General features: G+C 62.1%; 14 protein-coding genes. 10 read left to right on the top strand and 4 right to left on the bottom strand.

Translation table 11 applies throughout. The features are described from left to right. Position 1: 1 nt before the first annotated feature. Positions 2 to 928 (bottom strand): nucleotidyl transferase AbiEii/AbiGii toxin family protein, encoded by a 927-nt coding sequence (locus AC0L3S_RS18675; RefSeq protein WP_456652743.1) that lies wholly within the window; start codon positions 926 to 928, stop codon positions 2 to 4. Continuing rightward, entirely contained in the window at positions 918 to 1,334 is a 417-nt protein-coding gene (locus AC0L3S_RS18670; RefSeq protein ID WP_259219281.1) for a DUF6088 family protein, read from the bottom strand. Before AC0L3S_RS18670 ends, AC0L3S_RS18675 begins: the two co-directional genes overlap by 11 nt. 938 nt (positions 1,335 to 2,272) lie before the next feature. On the opposite strand from AC0L3S_RS18670, the gene AC0L3S_RS18665 reads away from it, so the two are divergent. Further along, complete coding sequence (locus AC0L3S_RS18665) at positions 2,273 to 2,455, top strand: hypothetical protein (protein ID WP_259219282.1); 183 nt, start codon at positions 2,273 to 2,275, stop codon at positions 2,453 to 2,455. A 311-nt stretch (positions 2,456 to 2,766) separates the two neighbouring features. On the opposite strand, the gene AC0L3S_RS18660 is transcribed toward AC0L3S_RS18665, so the two are convergent. Together AC0L3S_RS18660 and AC0L3S_RS18655 are read right to left on the bottom strand one after the other, a co-directional pair. Beyond that, positions 2,767 to 4,056: a M20 metallopeptidase family protein gene (locus tag AC0L3S_RS18660; protein ID WP_259219283.1), complete on the bottom strand. Its 1,290-nt coding sequence runs from the start codon at positions 4,054 to 4,056 to the stop codon at positions 2,767 to 2,769. An 80-nt stretch (positions 4,057 to 4,136) separates the two neighbouring features. Beyond that, positions 4,137 to 5,039, bottom strand: a complete 903-nt coding sequence (locus tag AC0L3S_RS18655) for a hypothetical protein (RefSeq protein ID WP_259219284.1) — start codon at positions 5,037 to 5,039, stop codon at positions 4,137 to 4,139. Between the two features lie 111 nt (positions 5,040 to 5,150). On the opposite strand from AC0L3S_RS18655, the gene AC0L3S_RS18650 reads away from it, so the two are divergent. From AC0L3S_RS18650 to AC0L3S_RS18610, 9 genes are all read left to right on the top strand, one after another. Next, entirely contained in the window at positions 5,151 to 5,990 is an 840-nt protein-coding gene (locus AC0L3S_RS18650; protein WP_259219285.1) for a hypothetical protein, read from the top strand. Positions 5,991 to 6,440: 450 nt separating this feature from the next. After that, positions 6,441 to 6,683 (top strand): hypothetical protein, encoded by a 243-nt coding sequence (locus AC0L3S_RS18645; RefSeq protein WP_259219286.1) that lies wholly within the window; start codon positions 6,441 to 6,443, stop codon positions 6,681 to 6,683. Continuing rightward, on the top strand, positions 6,680 to 9,151 hold the full coding sequence (locus tag AC0L3S_RS18640) for an AAA family ATPase (RefSeq protein ID WP_259219287.1): 2,472 nt from the start codon (positions 6,680 to 6,682) through the stop codon (positions 9,149 to 9,151). The genes AC0L3S_RS18645 and AC0L3S_RS18640 overlap by 4 nt, the downstream gene beginning before the upstream one ends. Positions 9,152 to 9,370: 219 nt before the next feature. Then, positions 9,371 to 14,050, top strand: coding sequence for a hypothetical protein (locus tag AC0L3S_RS18635; protein ID WP_473280329.1), 4,680 nt, complete (start codon positions 9,371 to 9,373; stop codon positions 14,048 to 14,050). Between the two features lie 112 nt (positions 14,051 to 14,162). Then, positions 14,163 to 14,342 carry a hypothetical protein gene (locus tag AC0L3S_RS18630; RefSeq protein WP_259219289.1) on the top strand — a complete coding sequence of 60 codons (180 nt, stop codon included), beginning with the start codon at positions 14,163 to 14,165 and terminating at the stop codon, positions 14,340 to 14,342. A 502-nt stretch (positions 14,343 to 14,844) separates the two neighbouring features. Next, the gene (locus tag AC0L3S_RS18625; protein ID WP_259219290.1) at positions 14,845 to 15,801 is read left to right on the top strand and encodes an ArdC family protein; all 957 of its coding nucleotides are present in this window, start codon (positions 14,845 to 14,847) and stop codon (positions 15,799 to 15,801) included. A 107-nt stretch (positions 15,802 to 15,908) separates the two neighbouring features. Continuing rightward, on the top strand, positions 15,909 to 18,023 hold the full coding sequence (locus AC0L3S_RS18620; RefSeq protein ID WP_259219291.1) for a ParB/RepB/Spo0J family partition protein: 2,115 nt from the start codon (positions 15,909 to 15,911) through the stop codon (positions 18,021 to 18,023). Between the two features lie 184 nt (positions 18,024 to 18,207). Next, positions 18,208 to 22,530: a strawberry notch family protein gene (locus tag AC0L3S_RS18615; RefSeq protein WP_259219292.1), complete on the top strand. Its 4,323-nt coding sequence runs from the start codon at positions 18,208 to 18,210 to the stop codon at positions 22,528 to 22,530. Continuing rightward, a complete protein-coding gene (locus AC0L3S_RS18610; RefSeq protein ID WP_259219293.1) occupies positions 22,530 to 23,591 on the top strand; it encodes a DUF7146 domain-containing protein in 1,062 nt (353 codons plus the stop codon). The genes AC0L3S_RS18615 and AC0L3S_RS18610 overlap by 1 nt, the downstream gene beginning before the upstream one ends. Positions 23,592 to 23,704 lie beyond the last annotated feature (113 nt).

Raw genomic sequence — 23,704 nt, 5'->3', positions numbered from 1 at the left:
ATCATGACGCCTTCAGATGCCCGGCAAGTGCGTCAAGAGATGTCATGGCGGTGGCGAAATCCGGTTTGTCGCCATAGACCATGTCGCGCTGGAAGGTGGCGTAACCGTCGATAAACACCTTGTCTTTCGGGATGCCTTCAATGGCGCGGAGTGTCTCGGCGAGAGGGTCCTTCTGATAGGCCGGGAAACTTTTGCCACGCGTCGCGGCATCGTCCTTCATCACCTCGCGCGCGAGCGCGGCGACTTCCTTGCCGTCATACGCCTGGCGCGTCATGTGCAAATCATAGATGTGCCGCACCAAGGTCGGGTCGCGATCCTTGCGCAAACCGGCAAGTTCCGACCCTGCACGCCATGTGAGGCCCGTGAGCTTTTCCGCAGCCGTTTCCAGCACGGATGAGCACGGGATCGAGGCAACCTCAGGGGCAAGCCCGTTAGCCTCGGCGTAGAAAGACGCGATCGGCTTATCGATCGCAGGCTGCCGCAGCGGCCAGAGCGAAAGCTCGATCTGCACGCCGCCGGGGCGGAGCCCGCCGCCTTGCGCGAGCGCTTCATAGGGAAGCATGTATTTCGTGTATTCGCCGCCATACATCACGCGGCGGTGCTCTTCGTTAGCGGGATCGAACACGAAACCCGCGCCGAGCAACGCCTCGGTGACGCTCTTACGGAGCTTGCGAAGCGTGTTCGACGAGGGCTTGCTGTCGCTGACGATCTTGAGGTCAATGTCTTCCGACATCCGCTTTGTCAGCTTGTAGGCCCGGCTCAACGCTGTGCCGCCACCGAACACAAGGCGGAGATTACCCGTGTCGAGCGCAGCAATCGCCGCCAATGCCTGGGCCACGTGCCAGTCTTTCTCGACAAGCCCTGCGCTCGGCAAGCCAAAGTGATCCTGCACATCGACCAGTTCGTCGAGCGTTGGTTTACCGCTCAAGGACCAACTCCGCGTTGCGATAGCGCAAATGCCGGGAGAAACGGCCTTTGACGCGCACGACCGGATTGATAGGGACTTGCGTCGAGCGGCCTTCATTGTAGGCGCGCTGCGCCTCCGTTGGCTCCCATTCGACGCCGAGCTTATCAAGCGCTTGCTGCGCGACACCCAAGAAACCTTCACGGCTGCTCAGGACGGCTTTGCCGCTCAAGCTGGATGGTCGCGCACGGCCATAGATGCCGTAGCCGAGCCGCACCAACTGACCTTCATCGACCAGCGTACGCAGGGTGCGCAGCACCTGATCCTCGCCACCGAGCTTCTTGAACTCGCGCGTGAGAAACACGTCTTCGCCTTCCTTCCGGGCGATTCGATGCTCGATCTTTTGACGTAAGGTCAGCTTGCGCGGCATATCGGGCCTCCTTGCAAAAACCCGACATCAATATAGGCAAAAACCCGACATATAGCAATAAAGACCATAGCAAAATCAATTATATAATAAATATCAACGGGATAGTTCGGGCGCCGACGGAAGTAGAGGAGCCGGGCCCTTGGGTCTCGCCTCCTTCCAACGCCTGTCGCCGCGCGATCCCATCCGCTGGCCAAGCGATCCACGCAATCGTCCCATTCGATCGACTTGCATCGCGCCTCCGCTTTCTTCGCCTCGGTTCATCCTAACGGCTTGTGCGGCGAAAGATGTGGGAATGTCTGGTGCCGGCTGAAAGCCATGCCTGTCGCGCGCCATGGAAAACTGCCCCCTCGGTGCCATGAGGAATTGCCCCCTCCTTGAATAGCCGAGGAGAGAGCGAATGAAGCAGGAACCAATCACTGAAGGCTCGTCGTGGATTGATCCACGGGAGCAGGTACTGAATCCACCGCGTGCCGGACGGCACCGTCTCGATCGAGGTTGCCAAGGCCGGTTCGATGAAGCCGGGCAACGGCGCCTTCACGCCGATTGCCGCGGGTCTTTTACGCTGAAACGCCACTGAAGCACTCCACGCAACAGCTGATTCAAACTGACACAGGTGAATCGTTCCGGAACCCGTGAATCCTCTGCTGCGTTGGTTTGTCATCAAATCCGACAGGAGGAGCCGATGGCGGCAGCGAGTACCACGGCTGGATGCAGGACCGCGCTGATCCGCACGCCCGCGTCTGCATGCATCCGCGCAAGTGGAAAGCCGTCCACCTGTTCGGACGATGCAAATGCCCATCCTTGATGCGATTCCTGCGAGGCACCAGTCCACAACGTGCATTGGCCGATCACCGAACTTGGGCCGGTGGCTCTGGCGCGGTTTGGGCGACTCACGCTACCCATCATTCCCGATCACCTCACTGCACAATGGGAATGAAATGGTTGCTGCCACCCGTGAATTGCTGGCATCTGGTTACGCGCTTGAAGTGGACGGCCGGCTCAAAGCTGAATTTACAACCAAAGACGGCGCCAGGGCAGGTGGCGAAGAGCTAAAGAAGCGTTTTCCCATGCTGCAGATCAGGATCTATGACGCGCAGACCAATGCGCGCGAGGAAATCTAGATCCGCTGATTCAAGTTGTGGCGGAGTTGCTCGGCCGGAGCGCGCGCGGCTGCCGCCGCACCGGGCTCTCGTGGACCGAGCCGCTTTGCGTCTCGGCCGTACGGCGTCGATCCCCCGCGAAGGGATGCGGAGCTCCTCGCCGGGGCACTCGGAAAAGGGGCCACCGTCATGAGTATGCCGGCCGATGCAGCCTGGGCCGAGGAGCGATAAGGCGACATCCGCGACTATGGTCGTCCCGACCACCACTCTGTGCGGTTAAGAGGGTGCCCGGGAACGGGGCAATGAGAGCGACGATGGCGCGGGTTATTTGGCTATTGCCAATCCATCTTCCCAGTGGTCCCAATGACGGCCAACGTCGTCATGAGACGAAGGCCTTGAGCGAAGACATCGGGGTGCGCATCAAACTCCTTTGTATGGACTCCGGCCAGTCCATGTCCGCCCTTGGTGACGCCGATGGAAAAGTACAGCGCGGGCATGACGTCCGTATAATATGAGAAATCCTCCGAGAACATGCCGCGCCCAGGATGGGTCTCCAGCGCCCCGGGCCATGCCCGTGCGAGAGGCGGGATGATCTGCTCGAACAGCGCAGGGTCGTTTCGTGTCGCCGGCGCACCCGCTCGGATCGTCCAGTCGTAATTTACAGTCGCCTCCGCTGCCATTCGCGAGACAAGCTGATCGAGCTTGTCCTTGAGTGAGGACTCGCCGTTCTCGCCCTGTGCGATATTCTCGAAGCTGCGGATGGTGCCGCTGACATCGGCCTCCGCGGGGATAACATTGCCTGCATTGCCATCGGCGAGGAGTCGTGTGACCGAAATGATGACAGGCTTGTTAGCGATATCAAGGTGACGGGCCGGATACTCAGACAGCTCGACCGCCATGCGCGCGGCGACGAGCGGTGTATCGCTGCCTTCATTGGGCGCCGCCGCGTGCGAGCCCGTCCCCTTGATTTTGAGATGAAAGTAGTTGCTTCCGGCCAGGGCAAAACCTGGTGCGATGGCGATGGTCCCTATCGGCATGCCCGGAGCGACATGTTCGGCGAAGATTGCCTTGACCCCGAGGCGTTCGAGAATCTTCTCGTGGACAATGTCATCGGCGCCGCCCGGGGTTTCCTCGGCCGGTTGAAACAAGAAGACGATCTTTCCTGAAATACGGTTCTTGTTGGCGATCAGAATGGCAGCGGTGCCGAGCAAGATCGATGCGTGGATGTCGTGACCACAATTATGCATCAAGCCGTCGATCCGTGAGCGCGGGGTGTGAGACATTGGCTCGACCGCGTTGAGCTCGAGCGGGCGGGCATCCATCTCAGCTCGCAGTGCAATAACTGGTCCCGGCCTGCCGCTATCAAGAATTGCGATCACGGCCGTCGGCGCTTCGGTCGAGACGATAAACTCCGTGAAGCCAAATCCCTTCAGCGCATCCAGAAGATACACCTGGGCCTTGAACTCCTTCTTCCCCAGCTCGGGATTCTCATGCAGGAACGTGTAGGCGCTTCGTACAGGCTCTGTCATCGACGCAATTGCGGTCGACAAATCTGCGGCGACCGCCGGTGCGCGGCCAAAGAGCGCCAGCAGGCTGAGACCAATGACGGCCATTTTTTGCATCGATGCCTCAACCCTCGTAAGAGGACGAAATTACAGGCCTTGTCGAGCCTTGTTCCAATCGAGAGGCGCGATCAATCGAGCTAACGTCGATCACAGACCACGGTCCCCAGATAGGTTACGTTTGGCGCGGCCAGCTTGGTAAAATCAATGTCCATTGATCCGCCACCGAGTGTCGCAATCGTCCCGGAGGCGTTGAAATTCACGCCCGAAATCGCAAGCGCGGCCGCATTGATCTGGTCGATGGTAGCGAGGATGCCTTTGACTGCATTGCACATTCTGGGGAATTGATCGCCGGGCCTGCATTCCGCTGCTCGGAAGCAATTGGCGAGCTTCTCATAGATCGCCTCTATCCTGCCTGTGACCTCGCCCAGCTTCTGATTGGCCCGTTTCAGCCGCGCCGTTCCCGCCACTTCTGCGAACCGGTCGTTGATTTGATCCGGCGACAGATGCTGGAGCTGCCACTCGGCAACAATTCGATCGAGATCTGCCTTCGAGAGCGGGGGTCTTATCTCGGCCTGCCCCTCCACTATCATGCTTCGGCCATTGCCAAGTGTGTTGATCGCACTCTTGTAAGGTGAGGGGGCCTCGAGTGTGGACGAGGACGGCTGACCGAGTATTTCGTTGATGTACCCGTCCGCACGAGCCTTCTGCTCGTACACACGAATGAGAGCCATGGAGGCAACGAAAACCGCTGTGGCGCAGAGGGCAAGGAAGCCCGCGAATATGAAGAAATGAATACGCGAGCGGAGATACTGCTCCGCGGTCATTCCCTTCGGCACGACGCGGCCAGTTTCGATACGTATCGCCTCCAGGCGATCTCCTTCTTTCAGCTTCTCGATCTTGTCCATCAGGATCTGGAAGCGTTTCACCCGCCACGCAATCAGCGTCCAGGCGAGGACCGTTGCCAGGTACGCGATAAGGGCGAGAGGGCTCGCCGCCGCCGCGGGTATGGCATTTAGAAAGGCGCCAATTTCTTCGATCATAGAGTTTGCAAGTAATGGTTGCGGTATGCTTTTGCAAAGTGCAAATTGGATGCGATTTCCATATATCAAATCATAGGTTGTGGTCCGAGTTAAGATGTTTAGGAGGCTTGCTTGAAAATTCTTTGCGTCTCTCTGCTAAAGAGCGCTCTCTGCTGTCTAGGCTTGGCAGGCGCGATCTTCCTTTCGATTGAGCTCCCCGTCTTTGCACAGTCAGCTGATCCTGCGGTCCGGTCCCAACCGTCCAAGGTCGAGCTTGCGCAGCGGCTATCAGCGGCGATGTCCGCGGCCCGAGAAAAATTTATCTCGGATTTCGGGCCAAACGCATTTGACCGCGCGGACTATCCCGGTGGCAAGACTCTCGGAGACGTCTGGACGGATTATCTGGGACGTGCCGGATATCCGAGCTCCCTTGCGGAGCGGCAAAGATTCGCCGGGATCCTGCGGGCTGAGCTCGACCAGCAGGCCGCGCTTGTACTTGTGATGGCGCCTGCCCGCGACGAGGCTATCGAGCATCTGGTCGTCTCGCTGAGGCGGATCGTCTCGGGGGGATCGGCAAGACTGGCCGTGCGTCAAGACCCCAACGGGGGGCGCTTCTCGGTCATGTTCGGAGAGGACACGTCCATCCAAACCACGCTACAGGCGGACGACGGCTCGAGCTATCAGCCGCGGTCTGGCGATGAGATCGCCTGGCAATTCACCTGTGCTGGAAAATTGCCTGACCTGAATGCCAGCGTCCGCGGTTGCTACGACAAGAATTACGGGTACTTGATGGCGAATTCAGCAAAGCGCCCCCTGGAATCGGCACAGGGACGATATGTTTTCCAGGGGACCAGATCCACCGGCGAACAGATGATGCTCGAAGCGCCGAGTGGATTCTGCAGGCCTATCTTCCTGGAGCTCAAGTCCGGCGCGCGCAAGCTCGAAGTCGAGATTGTCAGGGCTGGAAAGTAACTCGGCTCTCCCGGAGAGGTGCTTGCTATCCGGTCTTGCGGGCTCGGCGCAGGAAGCGGCGGGCCATTAGCCCGACGAGCATGACGTCATCGGCCCGCGGGCTCATCGGCCGGAAGGGAGAACACAATGGGGCGTCGTCCCGTGAGCAAGGGCTCGCCGCTTCCGGTTCAAAGGTTGCAGCGCCGTGCTCTCGGCCGACTGTCGCATTTGACAGAATTGCGACGCGGCGGCGCTAAGAAACCTACTCGCACGGCGGAGGAGGTCGCTCAGAATCAGTTCTGTACGGAACGTACCAAGGGCGCGCTGTCTGCGAGGTGGATAACGCGTTAGCCGTGTTGAATGTGAGGCCGAATCCGTACCACGTGCGTGCACGAAAGCAGTAGCAAGACGATCATTTGCGTTGCCGCATTGAGTGACGACGACGGACGATTATGTGTTTGGGGGAGCATAGTGACGAATACTGAAATTCCGTTCGAAATCGATGACAGCAGAACCGTTGATGAAAACATCTCGGCGCTCTCGACCGCGCTCAAGCGGATCGACGATCCCATGGCAGACGTCCTGTCGGGGGCACTGTCAAGCCTCAGCCTGGACATCGCGCTCGATCACGATGCACTCCTGGACGCGTTGTATGCAGCGACGATGCCTGTCGAATCCCAGCAGACCGCCTCCGAGCAAGGCCCTGCACAATGAGCGGCTGGTATCTCCAGAAGGTCTCTATCGAAGGCTTTCGCGGCATCAACAACGAGGGTGCCCCTCTCGTCCTCAAACTCAAGACGGATTGCGTCAACTCCATCTCCGCGCCCAACGGGGTAGGAAAGACATCGATCTTTGATGCGGTGGTCTACGCGATCACCGGCCGAATTCCCAAGCTCGATGATCTGCCCGCGGCCGAAAAGGGCTCGTCTTACTATCTGAACCGCTTCCATGCGGGTGGTGTGGGAACGATCACCCTGACCCTTATGCCTGCCGGCGGCGGCGCCGAGGTCGATGTGACCGTCCGGCGCGATGCCGCCGGCGGGCGAACCGTTGCGGCTAGTGCAGGAGCAGACGGAAATGCGATCCTGGCCGACCTCAATCGCGAGTTCGTCCTTCTCGATGGAAAGACATTTCAGGACTTTATCGATCTTGCGCCGCAGAAGCGCGGGCGGTCGTTCGCGGGGCTGCTGGGCCTGAAGCGTTACTCGTCGCTGCGGCAAGGGTTGGCCTCGCTGACAAACACGAGGGCATTCAACAATCACTTCGGTGTCGCCGGCAAGGAAGCCAAGCAAAATAGTGCGGCCGTATCCGTCCAGCGGGCCCGAGGCAATATCAAGGAGGCCTTCACGGCGCTCGTCGGCGACGAATACGATCCGGCCGAAGCCGAGGCGACGATGCTCGCGAAGGCGCATTCCGCCCTCAGTGGCATCGAACTGCTCAAACCCCTCTGCGAGGGGCGGAGGTTCGAGGAGATCGATCCTTCAAGTTGCGTCGATGCAGCGAAAGCTGCCGAGGGAGGTGAGGCAAGGACAGAACTCGCGAAAATCCTGCGCGACGAGGCGAGGTGGTCAGAGGCCGTGAAAGCCGCGCCAAGCGAACAGCATGCCAAGCGCCTCGTGGACCTGGCCGATGCTCGCGACGCCGCCTTAAGACTTACGCAAGGAGATCTGTTTCGTCAGCTCTACGGTCTCAGCGAAACCATCCTTGAGGATGACAGTTGGGCTGACAAGTGTCTCTGCCCGACATGTGATCAATCCGCTCCCGGTTCGATTCTCGATCACGTTCGCGACAAAATCGCGGCGTTTGAGGCCGTGGAGACTGCTTCTGCCAATCTGGCTCGAGAGTGGACCGAACAAGGCTGGAATCAGCTTGACGAGCTGGAACGGTTGGGCCGCCAGGAAGATGAGCCGGCCCAGCTCTCCGATGCAAAGGACGTCGGACTGAAGGGGACGCTGGACGGGGCGCGCGCACGCGCGCTCGCCGAATGGCTGAAGATGCTCACGAAGCGCGCGCTCGCCAATGTCAAAGAGTTGTCCGACAGGAAACTTACCCTGGAGAAGGGCCTTCCCGACAAGCTCACGGCTGTGGTGGAAAAGGCTGAAGCCGCACGCCGTCTTCAGAGCAATTTGTCGGACCTGCGCGCCGCGCGGAGAGAGCAGTCCGCCATCACTGCAGACCTTGCGCGAATTGCCCGGGTCAAGAGCTTCCTTGACACAGCCAGCTCCTGCTTCGCAAGCGCCGAATCCGCGGCAAGTGCGCGTCGGCTCGCTGCGATCGAACCCGTCAGCCGAAATATCTTCGCAGCGATCATGTACACCGATGTCGTGCCGGCCCTGAGGAAGCGCGCCGGCAGCGAGGATCTTTCCATCTCGCTTGCTCAGTTCTGGACGCTGCCGGACGTCTCAGCCCAAGCCGTTCTCTCCGAAAGCTATCGCAACGCCTTCGCGATCAGCGTCTATTTGGCGGCCGCTTCGCTCTATGGTGGGGGCGCCAAGTTTCTGATTCTCGATGACGTCACATCGAGCTTTGATTCCGGACACCAGTTCCACCTGATGAACGTGTTCAAGGAACAATTCGCCCGGCCCGGCGTCCCCGATGGCCCACAGGTCATCCTTCTCAGCCACGACACTGTCCTCGAGAAGCTGTTCAACACAAATGCCAACGAGGGCGGCTGGTGGCATCAGTGCATTCAGGGCACGGCACGAACATCGGTGCTGCCACAGTCGGGCGCAATCCATAAGATCCGCGATGCGACTCACGCCTTTCTGGATACCGGCAACACCGATGATGCCGCTCCCCGTATCAGGCAGTACCTCGAGTTCAAGCTCGAGGAGATCATCTCCAAAGTCGGCATTCCGGTGCCTATCGGCATTGCCTTCAACGACGACAAGCACATGGCGAAAAACCTGATAGACGCCATCAGGGCAGCCGTCGATCTCCACGAAGCGGCTGGCCGCCTGGTCCTGGAGCCTGCCCAACTCGCCGGCCTCGGAACCTCGGTGGCAACCATCGTGAGCAATTACCTCTCGCATTGGGCGACGGGGCAGACCCATGCGTTCACGGCCCCGGCCCTGAAAGGGGTCATGCAAGCGATCGAGAATTTCGCGGGTTGCTTTCACTTCGAGCATCCGGCAGGCTCGAGCCAATACCGTTACTACCGGTCTCTTGGTCAAAGGATGTGAGGCTGGGCAGGGCGGCTTGAGCCGGCCGTAAAATCATCATGGCGCGACTTCTCATGGCATCGGCCGTCGAGGAGAGTTAGAGATAGCGTATCCTCGAAGCCAACACAAACTGCCTTCGACGGGGCTTAGGCTCTGCCCAGGCGCTAAGAATTTAATCGCGCCCTGGGCAGGATTCCAACTACCCGTCTCGCAAGTCCCATTCGTTGCAACCGATCACTCATGCCGCTTACCCCCGAAGAGCTTTCCCGTCAGAGCCAATTGAAATCTGCGCTTCAGGCCGAGAGGAACGCCCACAAGCTGGAAAATCTCGCGGCCGGACTTGTGGGCCGGTTGCTCGGCGTTTCGATTGCGGTGGCCAAGTCAGGTTTTCAACACGGTGGCGATGCGGGTGCGGTCGGCCAGCAGGATCGCCGGTTCCGCCTGGAGTGCAAGAAATATGGCGACGACACCAGCCTGAGCGATCGCGAACTCCTCGGCGAAATCGACCATGCGCTGGCACGCGACGAGGCGCTGGAAGCATGGGTCCTGATTGCCACGCGCAGCGTTCCCGAGCAGCTCGCCCAGGACCTGGTGCAAAAGGGCGAACGGCTCGGCATTCCCGTTGTCGTCATCGGCTGGAAGGAACATGAGCCCGCGCCGCTCGCTGCCTTGTGCGCATTTGGCCCCGATCTCGTGCAAGCCGAGTTCTCGCAAGACGCTGGCAATCATGCACGCAGCTTACAACCTGCCATGGGCGAGGCAATCGCCAACCTGCGGCGCAATCTGCAGGTTTGGTGCCTTGGCTTCGAAAGCCTGCGATCCGAATCGCACCGCAAACTGCAGGGCATCTGGACCTCGCATCGCCTTTCGAATGCCGAACTAGGGCAGGATGCGGCGGGAGGTGCTCAGTCCAAGAGGGTACGGCGCCAACGGGTTCATGCTGCGCTGGATGCCTGGTGGAGGGGTGCTGCCGTTAACGACGCGCCGGCGGCGATCGTCGGGTGGGACGGTGTCGGGAAGACCTGGGCCGCGCTCGACTGGCTGACTGACCGGATGCGCGAACAGCCGATTATCCTCACCGTTCCCTCTTCCGCGCTCGCCGGTCTGACCGGGATCTCGGAATCGACCATCAGGCGTTTTTTGGCCGAGCGGCTCTGTGAGCTTACCGGGACACGCGATCCCGAGCATTGGTTGCGTCGGCTTGCCTACCTGCTCAAGCGGCCGAGGGAGGAGGGGCCCCTTCTCACCGTGCTGTTCGATGGCCTTAATCAGGAGCCCTCGGTTCCTTGGCTAACGCTCCTCAAGGCCATCCAGGGCGTGGCCTTCGAGGGGCGGGTGCGTGTGATCATCAGCACGCGCCGATATCATTTTGACGACAAGCTCTCGGGACTTCGCGGGCTTGTTGTCGCGGCAGTCCCCGTCGCCGTCGACGTCTATGATGCCACTTCAGGCGGCGAGCTCGACCAGATGCTCGCTTTCGAGAACCTCACTCGGGCAGATTTGCATCCCGAACTCATCGAACTTGCGTGCACGCCGCGCTTGTTCAGGCTTGTCATCCGCTTTCGCGATCGGCTCGTGGAGGCGGGTCAGGTCACGGTCCATCGGCTGTTGTGGGAATATGGGCGGGACACCTTCGGTGATCGGGCCGGCAAATCCTTCAGCGAAAATGAGTGGCGTGCATGGCTTGCTGAAGTCGCGGGACGCTACCGCGGCGGTATCCAGGAATTCTCGCTCAAGAGCCTTGGCGAAACGGCAAGCCGGCCCGATCTCTCCGAGCGAGAGGTGTATGCCCGGCTGAGCGACATCATTGACGGACGCTTTGCACGGCCCGGACCCTCGGGCGCAATGCAGCTCAGTCCGACGGTCGTAGCTCACGCGCTCGGGGCCGCGCTGCTTGCACAACTCGATGCGATGGATGGTGCGACCTTTGCGGCGGCCGAAGCCGAGGTCACGCAATGGCTCGACCCGATTGCCGGCCTTGATCAGCGCGCGGAAATTCTGCGGGCGGCCGTATCTATCCTTGTCGAACGGGGAGGCCCGTTCACAACGCCTATCGGAGGTGTTCTTGTTACGGCGTGGCTGCAAACCCAGAACGTGACCGATAGCCACCGCCGAGAGCTTGCGAGCCTGGCACCGAGCATTCCAGACGCCCTTCTCGACGCCGTGGAACAGTCGGGCGCGCACGCGCACGCATCCGCTCGGATGTGGGCGGTCAATGCGCTTCGCGCCATCCCGCGGATTGAAGGCGCGCAATTGACCGCGATCGTTGCGCGGGTCCGTGCCTGGTTTTCGATCGTGTCCCGCGAAGTCGACAACAGGCCGGACGCGAACGCCGACTTCGAGCGGCGTCGTGCGGAGCGTTACCGCGGCCGTGTCGGGATCGATACGTCCGGACCATTAACGGTGCTGGGCGTTACGCTTCGTCTAGTCGGCCGCGACGATGGCAGGCTGCCGGCCGCGGCGCCTTCGATTCTCGAAGGCTTCCCTCTATCGAAGATCATGCCGTGTTTCGAAGCCATCGCGGTTGCTTCGGCCGTCCGCGGACACGCAGATGGCTGGCAGGGCCTGAAATGGCTTTGCTACTTGAATGAGCTCGATCCCGAACCCACAGCTGTTGCCCTGCGCGGTCTGTCCGGGGATATCCGCTCGCGCACGCCCGAATCCGGCATTCACCCGCAGCTTCCTGCACGGGCCGCGGCGCTCGTGCTCTGGCTCAGCGGACAGGAAGCCGACGAGGAATGCGCCGCTGGCCTCGACCCGGGCATCGACCGGCACTACACCTATGAGAATGACTACTTGCCAAACCCGAGCCGGAGTTTCTTTGCCCTTGAACGCCGGCACGCGCACGTTGCGCTTGAGGACAAGGGGCGGCCTCTCCATACCCGTTTGCAGCGCACCGGCGAGCTGTGGCTTGATCCAACCTTTCAGCCGCCACCCGGCTTCGTCGAGGAGTTGCGTTCCGCCGCGGCCGGCTTCGATGTGGCGAAGCTCCACCGGCAGATGGGACACATTCCGGAAGAATTGTTCTTCGAACAACTCCAACCGGCACTCGCACGATGCGCTCCGGACGCTCTCGCCGCCTTGCTACGGCGCAAAATGGACAGCTTCGCGTCCTGTCCGCCCGAGTCACGCTATTGGAGCGCCATTCACGCCACCGAGGCTTTCATCCTGGCAGGAACGGCGGAGGCGCAGGCAGCACAGGTTTTGCGCCTGAGCGCGCACGAAGCGGACGAGAATAATGATGCGATCTCGGCAAGCGAGCTGCTCAAGATCGAACTGCAGTCCCTTGGTGATGCACAAACTCAGTTCGATAGGCTTATTGCGGCCGATCTCAAATTCATTCCCGCCGATTTTGCCGAGGTCATGCGAAATGCGTCCTCTGCGGACATTGACGCCCTGATTGCGCGGTACGGCGCGGCGCCTGCCAAGCAGCGGCGTGATCTCGTCGTGCTCTTGTCGGTTCACCCGGGGGGCTTTAGCGACAGAGCCTGGTCGTGGCTGATAAGTTTGATCGACCAGCCCGATCATGAGCTGGACGGTGTGCTGTTTCGCATGCTGACACTGGCCGATGCCGCTCGGTTTGGGCACTATCTTGCCGCAAAGGCCTGGGGCTGGAGCCCGTCGGCCGATGTCTGGGTCAACCACTATGGCACCGGCGCACTTATCAGAGCCGAATCGGCTCTGCCCTTTGACCAGTTGGGGCCCCGGCTTGCGCCGTGGCGCCTGCTGGAAGCGGCGCGTGTGCGTGGCGCCGATCCCACTGAGGTGCGGCTTGCCGCCGAGATCTTCGGTCACGTGCTTGCTGCCAACAAAATCGCGGAACCGGACCCGGGCTCGACACTCACGGTCGACCGGACGGAGAAGAGATTCACACCGTTCTTCGTTTCCGTGCAGCTGAGACCAGATCCCCAAGACCGAAATAGCCCTGCAGCGATCCGCGCTGCGCTCGATGCCGATGCGCGCATCAAGGCTCACCAACGTGCGGTAGAGACCGCAACAGCCCGCATCGAGGAAGCAAGGCAATCAGGAGCGAGCCTCTATCTCACCAATGTTGATGCCGTCGATCTGGTTCCTGTGATCCTGCATGCAGTCAACATGATCGATCGCTGGCTGGAAGGCTCGCACGACATCAGTACGGATTTCCGCAGACGCGTGCGCCTTGCGGAGACTGCGTTCCTTGCGCTGTGCGAGGCGCTTCTCATTCAAGAGCCCACGCGCGGTGCCGCGCTGTGGCGCGCACTGCACAGGACCGTGACAACACGCTACATTGGTCCGGCCGGTTTAGACGAGTTGCTGCATATCGTGTTTCGCGTTCCCGATTCGGCGCCCGTCGCCGCGCTTCGGGATGAACTTGTTAGCCTACCATTCTGCCACTCGGATCAAGATCTCTTCGATGTCGCCTTGGCGGCGGCGTACAATGGCAAGGCTGCCTGGATCGCCGATCTTGCGGCTGCGGATCGTGCCTCGTCGCTGACTTGGCGGCAGCGACGTGGTACCCTCCTGGACGGGCTAGGCACCGGTTATGCGCTACCTGTCCCGGACGCCTGGCCCGAAGGCGAGATGCGCACGGATAGTGCCGGTCTGCGCGCTAAGGCCGCGCGGCTGCGCTGGCGTGAAGCCTGCGCCCATCATTGGTGGCAGACCTATATCGCAGCTCAGGATGCGGTGGAGGCTTATGCCTCTTGGGTCCTGTTTCTGCGCTCGGCGGACGCGCGCGCCTGGACCTGGATGCGCGATGATGTGCAAGAACAAGCCAACAGTGACGGCTTCTTTGCTCTTAAATCCGCACATGTGCAGCTCAACCGAGCGGAACTAAAGCGAGCGATGGACAAGACCCTGGAGAGACGTGACAAGACGTTTCTCGATCACGACATCGTGGAAGGCATCGGGCCTTGGGCGAAAGCGGCCAGCCCCATCTAATCAATCCACAAGTGTGATAGCCAATCACCGCTTTTGGCGATCGAGTCTCGCGCGGTTTGGGCGCCTCAGGCTGCCCATCATTCCCAATCACACACTGCACAACGGGAATGAAATGATTGCAGCCACCCGCGAATTGCCGGCCTCTGGTTACGCGCTTGAAGTGGACGGCCGGCTCAAAGCCGAATTTACAACGAGACTGCGCCAGGCAGGTGGCGAAGAACTGAAGAGGCGTTTTCCCATGCTTCGGATCAGGATCTATGACGCGCAGACGCATGCGCGCGAGGAAATCTAGATCCTCTGACTCAGGTCTCGGTGGCGTTCTTACGCTCGTGCGCGTGCGGCTTTCGCCGCACCTGGCTCTCGTTGAACCGAGCCGCTTTGCGTCGCGGCCGTGCGGCGTCGATCCCTCGCGCAAAGCGATGCGGAGCTCCTCGCCGGGGGCACTCGGAAAAGGGGCTCGCCTGCGGCGATCGCTATCACTGCCCCGTTCCCGGGTGCCGCTATTGAACCGGTCTCGTCGCTGCACTCGGACCCGCGTGCCCCTTCGGGTCGCTATGCTCACGCTCTCCGGGTGCGTTTTCCCTTGAGGCGATGCGCCCTGGCGCACGCCTGGTCGGGCCTTGCGGCCCTAGGTAGCTCAACGCAATTCCCATGAACACCCGATGGAAGGCGGGGCTGCGTCGCAGATTTCGCATTCGCTCAGGTAGATGCGAGAGGCAGAGTGTCGCGCGGGTTTGCCGTGACGGGTTACAGGCTGCGAGAGAGGCTCGCGGCGCCCGTCGCGGAGATCCGCGATGTCCAGACATCATCCTCGGGCGCGCATCGGTGAGGACCGGGCAAGCCTTTATGACGACATCACCAACAAAATTATCGGCGAACTTGAGGCCGGCCGAGTGCCGTGGGTGCAGCCTTGGGGCACCGCGGCGGCGAAGGCGCCTTTGGCCATGCCGAAGAGCGCAGCGACCGGCCGTCAATATAGCGGCATAAACATTTTAATTCTCTGGGGTGCGGCGACTGAACACGGATTTGCAGGCCAGAGCTGGCTTACCTTCCGCCAAGCGCTGTCGCTCGGTGGTCACGTCCGCAAGGGCGAGCGCGGCACGACCGTCGTCTATGCAGACCGCTTTGTGCCGGTCGACGAAAAGCGCCGCGCACATGAGACCGGCGAAGCGGCACAAGCTGTTCCATTTTTGAAGCGCTTCACCGTTTTCAATCTCGATCAATGCGACGGGCTGGCTTTGGACATCGTAACCGCTGCGCCACCACCGCCACCCGGCATGATCGAGCCGACGGTCGATGCTCTGATCAAGGCGACCGGCATCGACTTCCGCATCGGCGGCAACCGCGCCTTCTATGCGCCGACGGAAGACTATGTACAGGTGCCGCCGCCGCAAGCCTATTTCGAACCGATCAATTGGCATCGAACGGCCCTGCACGAGCTGGCGCATGCCAGCGGCCATCCGTCACGTCTCAACCGCGACTTGTCGGGCAGCTTTGGTACCAGGAAGTACGCCTTCGAGGAGTTGGTTGCGGAAATCTCGTCTGCGTTCGGTTGCGCCTCGCTTGGTATCGTGCCCACGGTGCGGCACGCCGACTATATCGGCTCGTGGCTTGAAGTCTTGCGCGAGGACAATCGTGCAATTGTCCGGGCCGCTTCCCAGGCCAGCAAGGTCGCGGACTATCTCCTTGGATTCTTGCCGGAAGTCACTGTCGACATGACGACCGAGAGAGCGGAGCAGGAGGTGGCGTGAGTTTCTCCACTGCTGCCTCGAACAAGAGAGTGAGAGGGGAGCGGCGGTTACGCGACGGGTTGGAGGCCGAGAGAGAGGCTCTCGGCTGCCCGTCGTGGAGAATCGATATGACGAACGCTGTCCAAAAGATCACCTTGTCGCCCTCACGCGATATTCCTTTCAACAAGCTGTTGCTGAGCCAGTCCAACGTCCGGCATGTGAAGGCCGGCATTTCCATCGAGCAGCTCGCCGAGAGTATTGCGCAGCGTACTTTGTTGCAGAGCCTCAATGCGCGGGCCGTTGTCGATGCAGAGGGCAATGAAACCGGCATGTTCGAGGTGCCGGCGGGCGGCCGGCGTTATCGGGCGCTGGAGCTTCTCGTCAAGCAGAAGCGGATGGCAAAGACCCAGCCGGTTCCTTGTGTCGTGCGAGAGGGGGGCATCGCTGAAGACGACTCGCTTGCAGAGAATGACGAGCGGGTAGGGCTGCACCCGCTCGATCAGTTCCGAGCCTTCCAGACCTTGAGTGGCGCCGGTCTGTCCGACGAGGATATCGCTGCCCGGCACTTCGTCTCCCCGGCGGTCGTGAAGCAACGCCTCCGGCTGGCGTCCGTGTCGCCAAAGCTCCACGACGTCTATGCCGAAGACGGCATGACACTCGAGCAGCTCATGGCTTTCTCTGTGACAGCCGACCACGCCAGGCAGGAGCAGGTCTGGGAGAACGTCAGCCGATCCGGCTATGATGAACCGTATCAGATCCGGCGAATGCTGACGGAGAATACCGTGCGCGCGTCCGATCGCCGCGTTCAATTCATTGGGCTGGACGCTTACGAGCAGGCTGGCGGCGGCGTTTTGCGGGATCTGTTCGAGCACGATGATGGCGGCTGGCTCCAGGACGTTGCTTTGCTCGACCGTCTCGTGACAGAAAAACTCAAAGCCGAAGCCGAGACGATTGCAGCCGAGGGCTGGAAGTGGATTTCGGTCGCCATTGAGTTCCCCTACGGCCACACCGGGGGACTGCGCGAAATCGAGAGCAAACCTGTCGATCTCTCCCCGGAGGAGCAGACCACCATCGACGCACTCAACGCGGAGCAAGCCGGGCTTGAATCCGATTATCAGGATGCCGACGAGTTGCCCGAGGAGGTCGATCAGCGTCTCGGCGAAATCGAGGCGGCTCTGATGGCGTTCGAAGAGCGACCGATGATTTACGATTCGGCCGAGATTGCCCGCGCTGGCGCCTTCGTCAGCATCGATTCCGAAGGCCGCCTCTCGGTGGACCGGGGTTACGTCCGGCCGGAGGACGATTTGTCGGCAGCCGATCCTGATGTCGGGCAGGGCGCGGACACACAGTCGATTGAGGGGAAAGCGGCTGGTACTTCCACCCAGCGCACGGTCATTGCGGTGGGCGGCGCTGCTGACACGGAAGAAGATGATGAGGACGCGACCAAACCTCTGCCGGATCGGCTGATCACCGAGTTGACAGCGCATCGCACGCTGGCATTGCGGGATGCGCTGGCGGAAAATCCTGCGATTGCGTTCCAGGCGGTGCTGCACAACTTCGTGCTGACGGCCTTTTACAGGTTCGCATCGTCCGGAAGCTGCCTTGAGATCGGCCTTCGCACGCCGACTTTTCCGGCTCAAGCGCCTGGCTTGAGGGAAAGCGCGTCCGCGAAGGCCGTTGAGGCGCGGCATGAATGCTGGAAAGCACGACTGCCGAAGGGCGAGAACGATCTCTGGGATGCGCTCACAGCCCTCGATGGCGCCGCACAGGCATCCCTGTTCGCCCACTGTGCGTCATTTGCGGTCAACGCCGTCTATGAGCCGGCCAACCGCGACAATCAGGGCCGCGTCTCCGCCCACGGCGTCCGCACCCGGCTCGACCAGGCAGATGTGCTGGCACGCGCTGTCGACCTCGACATGGTTCGAGCGGGCTGGAGACCGACCGTCGACAACTACCTCGGCCGGGTCACCAAGCCTCGCATTCTGGAGGCGGTGCGGGAAGCCAAGGGTGAATCCTCCGCGCAATTGATCGACCACCTGAAGAAGGCCGACATGGCCAGGGAGGCCGAGCGTCTTCTCGATGGTTCGGGCTGGTTGCCGGAGCCGCTGCGTCTGGTCGATCCCAATGCGGCGTCAGGGGAGCAGGAGAGTGAAGCGAGCCCGTTGCCCGAATTCCTCGCCGATGACGAGGATCGGGACAACGCGGGCGACGATGATCCGCAACAGCTCGACGCGGCTGAGTGACATCGTAGAAAGGGACGGCTCCGGCCGTCCGGCAATTGCTTGGGGACCGGTGTGTCGCGCCGGTCCCCATTCTTATGGGCGAGGGCTGAGAGGGAGAGCCGGGCCGGGAAGGGTTTGAGCCGTCGGGTCTTAAGGAGAGCGCCTGATGGTTCGACCCATTCCTGCTCTCCGAAAGAACCCTGTCATGACCGAATCTCTCGCTGGCGGCGCTGCCGCCGCGCCGCTCTCGATGCGTGCCGCTGCAAGTCTCACCTCCGCCGCCGTTAGGGCCGCGCGACAGCTCGTGATTGATCTCGAGCGCGGCCGTCGCATCGATGCCGCTGTCCTGCGCGGCGCCATGGAAGCTGCCTTCGGCGCTTCCGACGCCACTGGCGCCTGGAACTGGAAGACCGCCTATGATGTCTGCGAGGCGGCAACCGTTCTGTTCCTTCGCAAGTTTGGCCCGGCTCTCCGGACCAAAGCTGGGTCAACGGCCGCGATGCTGCCGATGCTCGCGAAAATCGCGCGCTGTCTGCCGACCCATACGCGGCGCTCCGAGGATAGCCAGGCCCTTCAACAATTCTCCACACCGATCCCGCTTGGGCTTGCTGCATGCACCGCGGCCGGTATCACGCCGTCCGACAGGATTCTGGAGCCGTCCGCGGGGACCGGCTTGCTCGCCATCTTTGCCGAGCTCGCCGGCGGCGCCTTGGTACTGAACGAGCTGGCCGAGACCCGCGCGGCCTTGCTCGACCAACTGTTCGCCAACGTTAAGGTCACGCGGTTCGACGCTGCCCAGATCGATGATCACCTCGATGCGGGTGTCGAACCGAGCGTTGTCCTGATGAACCCTCCGTTCTCGGCGTTGGCGAACGTCGATCGGCGGATGGCGGACGCGGCTCTCCGGCATATCGCATCAGCCTTGGCGCGGCTTTGCGACGGCGGGCGTCTCGTCGCCATTACCGGCGCCAGCCTTGCGCCGGACAATCCGGCATGGCGAGATGCCTTCGTTCGCCTCCAGCAATGCGGGCGGGTGGTGTTTTCTGCCGCCATCGACGGCGTGGTCTACGCGAAACACGGAACGCAGACCGACACAAGGCTGCTCGTGATCGACAAGCAGCCCGCCGCAGACCCGAAAGTCTTTCCCGGTTCACCGGGCATAGCGAGCGATGTCGCCACTTTGCTTGACTGGGTGACCCAGCATGTGCCTCCGAGGCTGCCCGTTGTCGCGCCGGGCGTGGTCGACGTCATCAGGCGCCCTGCGAATTCTCGATCCCTCGGCTCTTCTGCGCCATGCCCATCGTCTACTTCGAGCGGTGCAGCGCCAGAAGGCGCCGAACTTACGTATGAGACGGTCGAATGGTCGCCGCCGGAAGGTGCCCGGCTCACCGATGCGCTTTATGAGGAATACGCACTGCAGGCGATCCGTATTCCGGACGCGCATGCGCATCCGACCACACTCGTGCAGTCCGCGGCGATGGCCTCGGTCGCGCCGCCGAAGCCGTCTTACCGGCCCCATCTGCCGGCTAATGTCGTGGTGGATGGCATCCTGTCCGACGCCCAGCTCGAGAGCGTCATCTATGCCGGCGAGGCGCATTCCGAGTTTCTTGCGGGCTCCTGGACGGTGGATGCGACTTTTGATGCTGTGGCGGCCGCACGCGACGATGCAGAAAATGCCGTCCGCTTTCGCCGCGGCTGGTTCTTGGGCGATGGCACCGGCGCGGGCAAGGGTCGGCAGGTCGCCGGAATCCTTGTCGACAATTGGCTTAAGGGCCGCCGCCGCGCGGTCTGGATCAGCAAGTCCGACAAGCTGATCGAAGACGCGCAGCGCGACTGGTCGGCGCTCGGCATGGAGCGGCTGCTGGTTACACCACTGTCCCGGTTTCGCCAGGGCACCCCGATCAGGCTTTCGGAAGGTGTCCTATTCACCACCTACGCCACGCTGCGCACCGATGAGCGTGGCGAGAAGCTTTCGCGCGTGCGGCAGATCGTCGAATGGTTGGGCTCCAACTTCGACGGAGTGATCGTCTTCGACGAGAGCCACGCGATGCAGAACGCGGCAGGCCAGAAGGGCGAGCGTGGCGAGCAGGCGGCCTCCCAGCAGGGGCGTGCGGGGCTCAGGCTCCAGCACGCGTTGGCGCATGCCCGCGTCGTCTATGTCTCGGCGACCGGCGCCACGACAGTCCACAATCTCGCCTACGCCCAGCGATTGGGATTGTGGGGCGGCGCCGATTTCCCGTTCGCCACCCGCGCCGAGTTCGTCGAGGCGATCGAGGAGGGCGGCGTCGCGGCCATGGAGGTGCTGGCTCGTGACCTCAAGGCGCTCGGTCTCTACGCGGCGAGGTCGCTATCTTACGAGGGCGTCGCGTACGAGCTCATCGAGCACCAGCTCACCCCCGAACAGGTTCGCATCTATGACGCCTACGCCGGCGCGTTCAGCGTTATCCATAACAATCTCGATGCCGCGATGCGGGCCGCGAATATCACGGGCGAGACCGGTACGCTGAACGGCCAGGCCAAATCGGCCGCGCGATCTGCCTTCGAGAGTGCCAAGCAGCGCTTTTTTGGCCACCTCCTGACCTCAATGAAGACGCCGTCGTTGATCCGCTCGATCGAGCGTGATCTCGACGCCGGCCATGCCGCCGTCATCCAGATTGTCTCGACGGGCGAAGCGCTGATGGAGCGCCGGCTCGCCGAGATCCCGACCGAGGAGTTGGGCGACGTCCGGGTCGACATCACTCCACGCGAGTATGTCCTCGATTACCTCGCCCATTCCTTTCCGGTCCAGCTCTACGAGCCCTTCTCGGACTCGGAGGGCAACCTCTGCTCCCGGCCCGTCTATCGCGACGGCCAACCGGTCGAGAGCCGGGAGGCCGTCGCCCGCCGGGACCGCCTCATCGAGAAGCTCGCCTCGCTGCCGCCGGTGCCTGGGGCGCTGGACCAGGTCGTCCAGCGCTTCGGCACCGACATGGTCGCCGAGGTGACCGGCCGCTCGCGCCGCATCGTTCGCAAAGGAGACCGGCTGGTGGTTGAAAACCGGGCCGGTTTGGCCAACCTCGCCGAGACCTCGGCCTTCATGGATGACGTCAAGCGGATCCTCGTGTTCTCCGACGCGGGCGGCACGGGGAGGAGCTACCATGCCGAGCTGTCGGCGCGGAATCGCCGCCTGCGGGTCCACTATTTGCTCGAGCCCGGCTGGAAAGCGGACGCCGCGATCCAGGGGCTCGGCCGCACCAAGCGGACCAACCAGGCGCAGCCGCCGCTGTTTCGCCCTATCGCTACCGACGTGAAGGCCGAAAAGCGATTTCTGAGCACCATTGCCCGCCGGCTCGACACGTTGGGAGCGATCACGCGCGGCCAGCGCCAGACCGGAGGGCAGGGCCTGTTCCGGCCCGAGGACAATCTCGAAAGTCAGTACGGGCGTGATGCGTTGCGCCAACTCTACACGCTGCTCGCGCGCGGCAAGGTCGAGGGCTGCTCGCTCGAGAGGTTCGAGGATGCGACCGGCCTGAAGCTCACGGATCCCAATGGGCTCAGGGATGACCTGCCGCCGATCACGACTTTCCTGAATAGGTTGCTGGCGCTCACGATCGATCTTCAGAATATGCTGTTCACCGTCTTCGAGCAGCTGTTGACCGCTCGGATCGACGGCGCGGTCGCGTCGGGCACCTATGACGTCGGGCTGGAAACGCTCCGCGCCGAGAGCTTTGTCGTCACTGACCGGCGCACGATTTACGTCCATCCGAGCACAAGCGCCGAGACCCGGCTGCTCACGATCACCCAGCGCCAGCGCAATCATCCTGTGAGCCTGGATGAAGCTCTCGGTCGTCTTTCGGATCGCCGCGCCGCTCTACTGATCAATGAGCGCTCGGGACGAGCCGCTGTGCAAGTCCCAGCCCCGAGCTTCATGCTTGACGACGGCGAGATCGAACGGCGCGTCCGCTTGATCCGTCCGATGGAGCAGCACAGCGTTTCCCTAGAGACGATGACGGAAAGCCATTGGCGCGACGCCGACCGCGACCGCTTCGCCGCGGCCTGGCTGGCGGAGCTTGCCGAGATCCTAGAGTTCACGGAAGGCACGATCCACGTCGTGGCGGGCTTGCTGCTGCCGATTTGGAAGCGACTACCGAACGAATCGACCCGCGTCTATCGGCTCCAGACCGATGCGGGCGAACGCATCATCGGCCGCAAGGTGTCTGCCGCCTGGGTCGCAAACGTCCTTGTAGCGGAAGCGCCTTCGTTGACGCCGGATGCTGCCTTTGCCGCGCTCGTGGAGGGACGGACCGTCCTCGAGCTTGCGGAGGGGCTCCAGCTTCGCCGTGCCCGGGTGATGGGTGCGCACCGTATCGAACTGTCGGGCTTCAACGACACCATGCGCGATCGCTTGCGGGCTTACGGCCTCTTTGGAGAGATTATCTCCTGGAAGCTGCGCATGTTCGTGCCGACGGACGCAAGCGGCGTCGAGATCCTGTCGAAGGTGCTCGATAGCTATCCGGTTGCGCGCATCGGTGAGCGGGAGGCCGCCTGATGCCCCGCGATGCTTCCGAACTGGCAGGCCGCCTCGCGCGCGAGGCGGAGGCGGTGTGCCGACACTATCTCTCCAATGGCAAGCGGGCGGGCCGGTACTGGCTGGTCGGCGACGTCCACAACACCCCGGGCCGCTCGCTATTCGTGCGGCTCCAGGAATCGCCGAAGGGGCCGGCGGGCAAGTGGACCGATGCGGCAACGGGGGAACATGGCGACCTCCTCGACATCATCCGCGAAAGCCTGGCTTTGCGAGACTTCCACGAGGTCGCCGAGGAGGCGAGGCGATTTCTGAGGCTGCCTCGTACTGAACCGGAACTCCTGCCGAAACCCGTTCGTACGTTAGCACCGGCTGGATCGCAAGGGGCGGCGAGACGGCTCTTTGTTACATCGCAACCGATCGAGCGGACCGTGGTCGAGGCATATTTGCAGCGTCGCGGAATAGCCCGCGTGCACCATGGTGGCAGTCTGCGTTTCCATCCGCGCTGCTATTATCGGCCCGATGAACACCTGCCGACCGAGACTTGGCCGGCGATGATCGCCTGCGTCACGGACCTCGAAGGCAGGATCACCGGCGTGCACCGCACCTGGCTCGATCCGGACAGCTTCGATCGTGTTCGGCTCGGCAAGGCTCCGATCGATACGCCACGACGCGCGATGGGTGATCTCCTTGGGAACGCGGTTCGCTTCGGCGTAGTGGACGACGTGGTCGCTGCTGGCGAGGGCATTGAGACCATGCTGTCGCTGCGCTACGTGCTGCCGACTATGCCAATGGCGGCCGCGCTTTCAGCCAATCACCTCTCGGCCATGTTGCTGCCCTCGAGCCTGCGCCGGCTCTATATCGCCCGCGACTCCGATGCCGCCGGCGATGCGGTGCATGCTATTCTCAGCCAGCGCGCAGCAGACGCGGGCATTGAAGCGGTCGCGCTGTCGCCGCGGTTGGGGGACTTCAACGAAGATCTGCACGTTTTCGGCCTCGATTCCATACGGGCAGCATTGCGGCTTCAGCTCGTGCCAGAGGACGTCGTTCGCTTCCTGCATTCGTCGGGGGCCGTCGCAGAATAGCTTCCGGTGTTCGATCGATGCTGCCACGTCGGTCATAGGCGAGGCCAATACCGGAAGAGGACGCGACCTCGGCCTTCTAGAGGGCGATCGGACGGCAAGCGGCCCGGGCCGGC

The organism is Bradyrhizobium sp. Ken01 (genome assembly GCF_055807355.1).
Note: the sequence above shows the minus strand (reverse complement) of the source record. Positions and strands in the feature narration are given on the sequence as shown.

Bases quoted from the DNA above. Each gene is read 5' to 3' on its own strand.
- AC0L3S_RS18620 (WP_259219291.1), top strand. From the start codon at position 15,909: ATGACGAACGCTGTCCAAAAGATCACCTTGTCGCCCTCACGCGATATT.
- AC0L3S_RS18635 (WP_473280329.1), top strand. From the start codon at position 9,371: ATGCCGCTTACCCCCGAAGAGCTTTCCCGTCAGAGCCAATTGAAATCT.
- AC0L3S_RS18665 (WP_259219282.1), top strand. From the start codon at position 2,273: ATGGTTGCTGCCACCCGTGAATTGCTGGCATCTGGTTACGCGCTTGAA.
- AC0L3S_RS18670 (WP_259219281.1), bottom strand. From the start codon at position 1,334: ATGCCGCGCAAGCTGACCTTACGTCAAAAGATCGAGCATCGAATCGCC.
- AC0L3S_RS18660 (WP_259219283.1), bottom strand. From the start codon at position 4,056: ATGCAAAAAATGGCCGTCATTGGTCTCAGCCTGCTGGCGCTCTTTGGC.
- AC0L3S_RS18630 (WP_259219289.1), top strand. From the start codon at position 14,163: ATGATTGCAGCCACCCGCGAATTGCCGGCCTCTGGTTACGCGCTTGAA.
- AC0L3S_RS18610 (WP_259219293.1), top strand. From the start codon at position 22,530: ATGCCCCGCGATGCTTCCGAACTGGCAGGCCGCCTCGCGCGCGAGGCG.
- AC0L3S_RS18615 (WP_259219292.1), top strand. From the start codon at position 18,208: ATGACCGAATCTCTCGCTGGCGGCGCTGCCGCCGCGCCGCTCTCGATG.
- AC0L3S_RS18655 (WP_259219284.1), bottom strand. From the start codon at position 5,039: ATGATCGAAGAAATTGGCGCCTTTCTAAATGCCATACCCGCGGCGGCG.
- AC0L3S_RS18625 (WP_259219290.1), top strand. From the start codon at position 14,845: ATGTCCAGACATCATCCTCGGGCGCGCATCGGTGAGGACCGGGCAAGC.
- AC0L3S_RS18640 (WP_259219287.1), top strand. From the start codon at position 6,680: ATGAGCGGCTGGTATCTCCAGAAGGTCTCTATCGAAGGCTTTCGCGGC.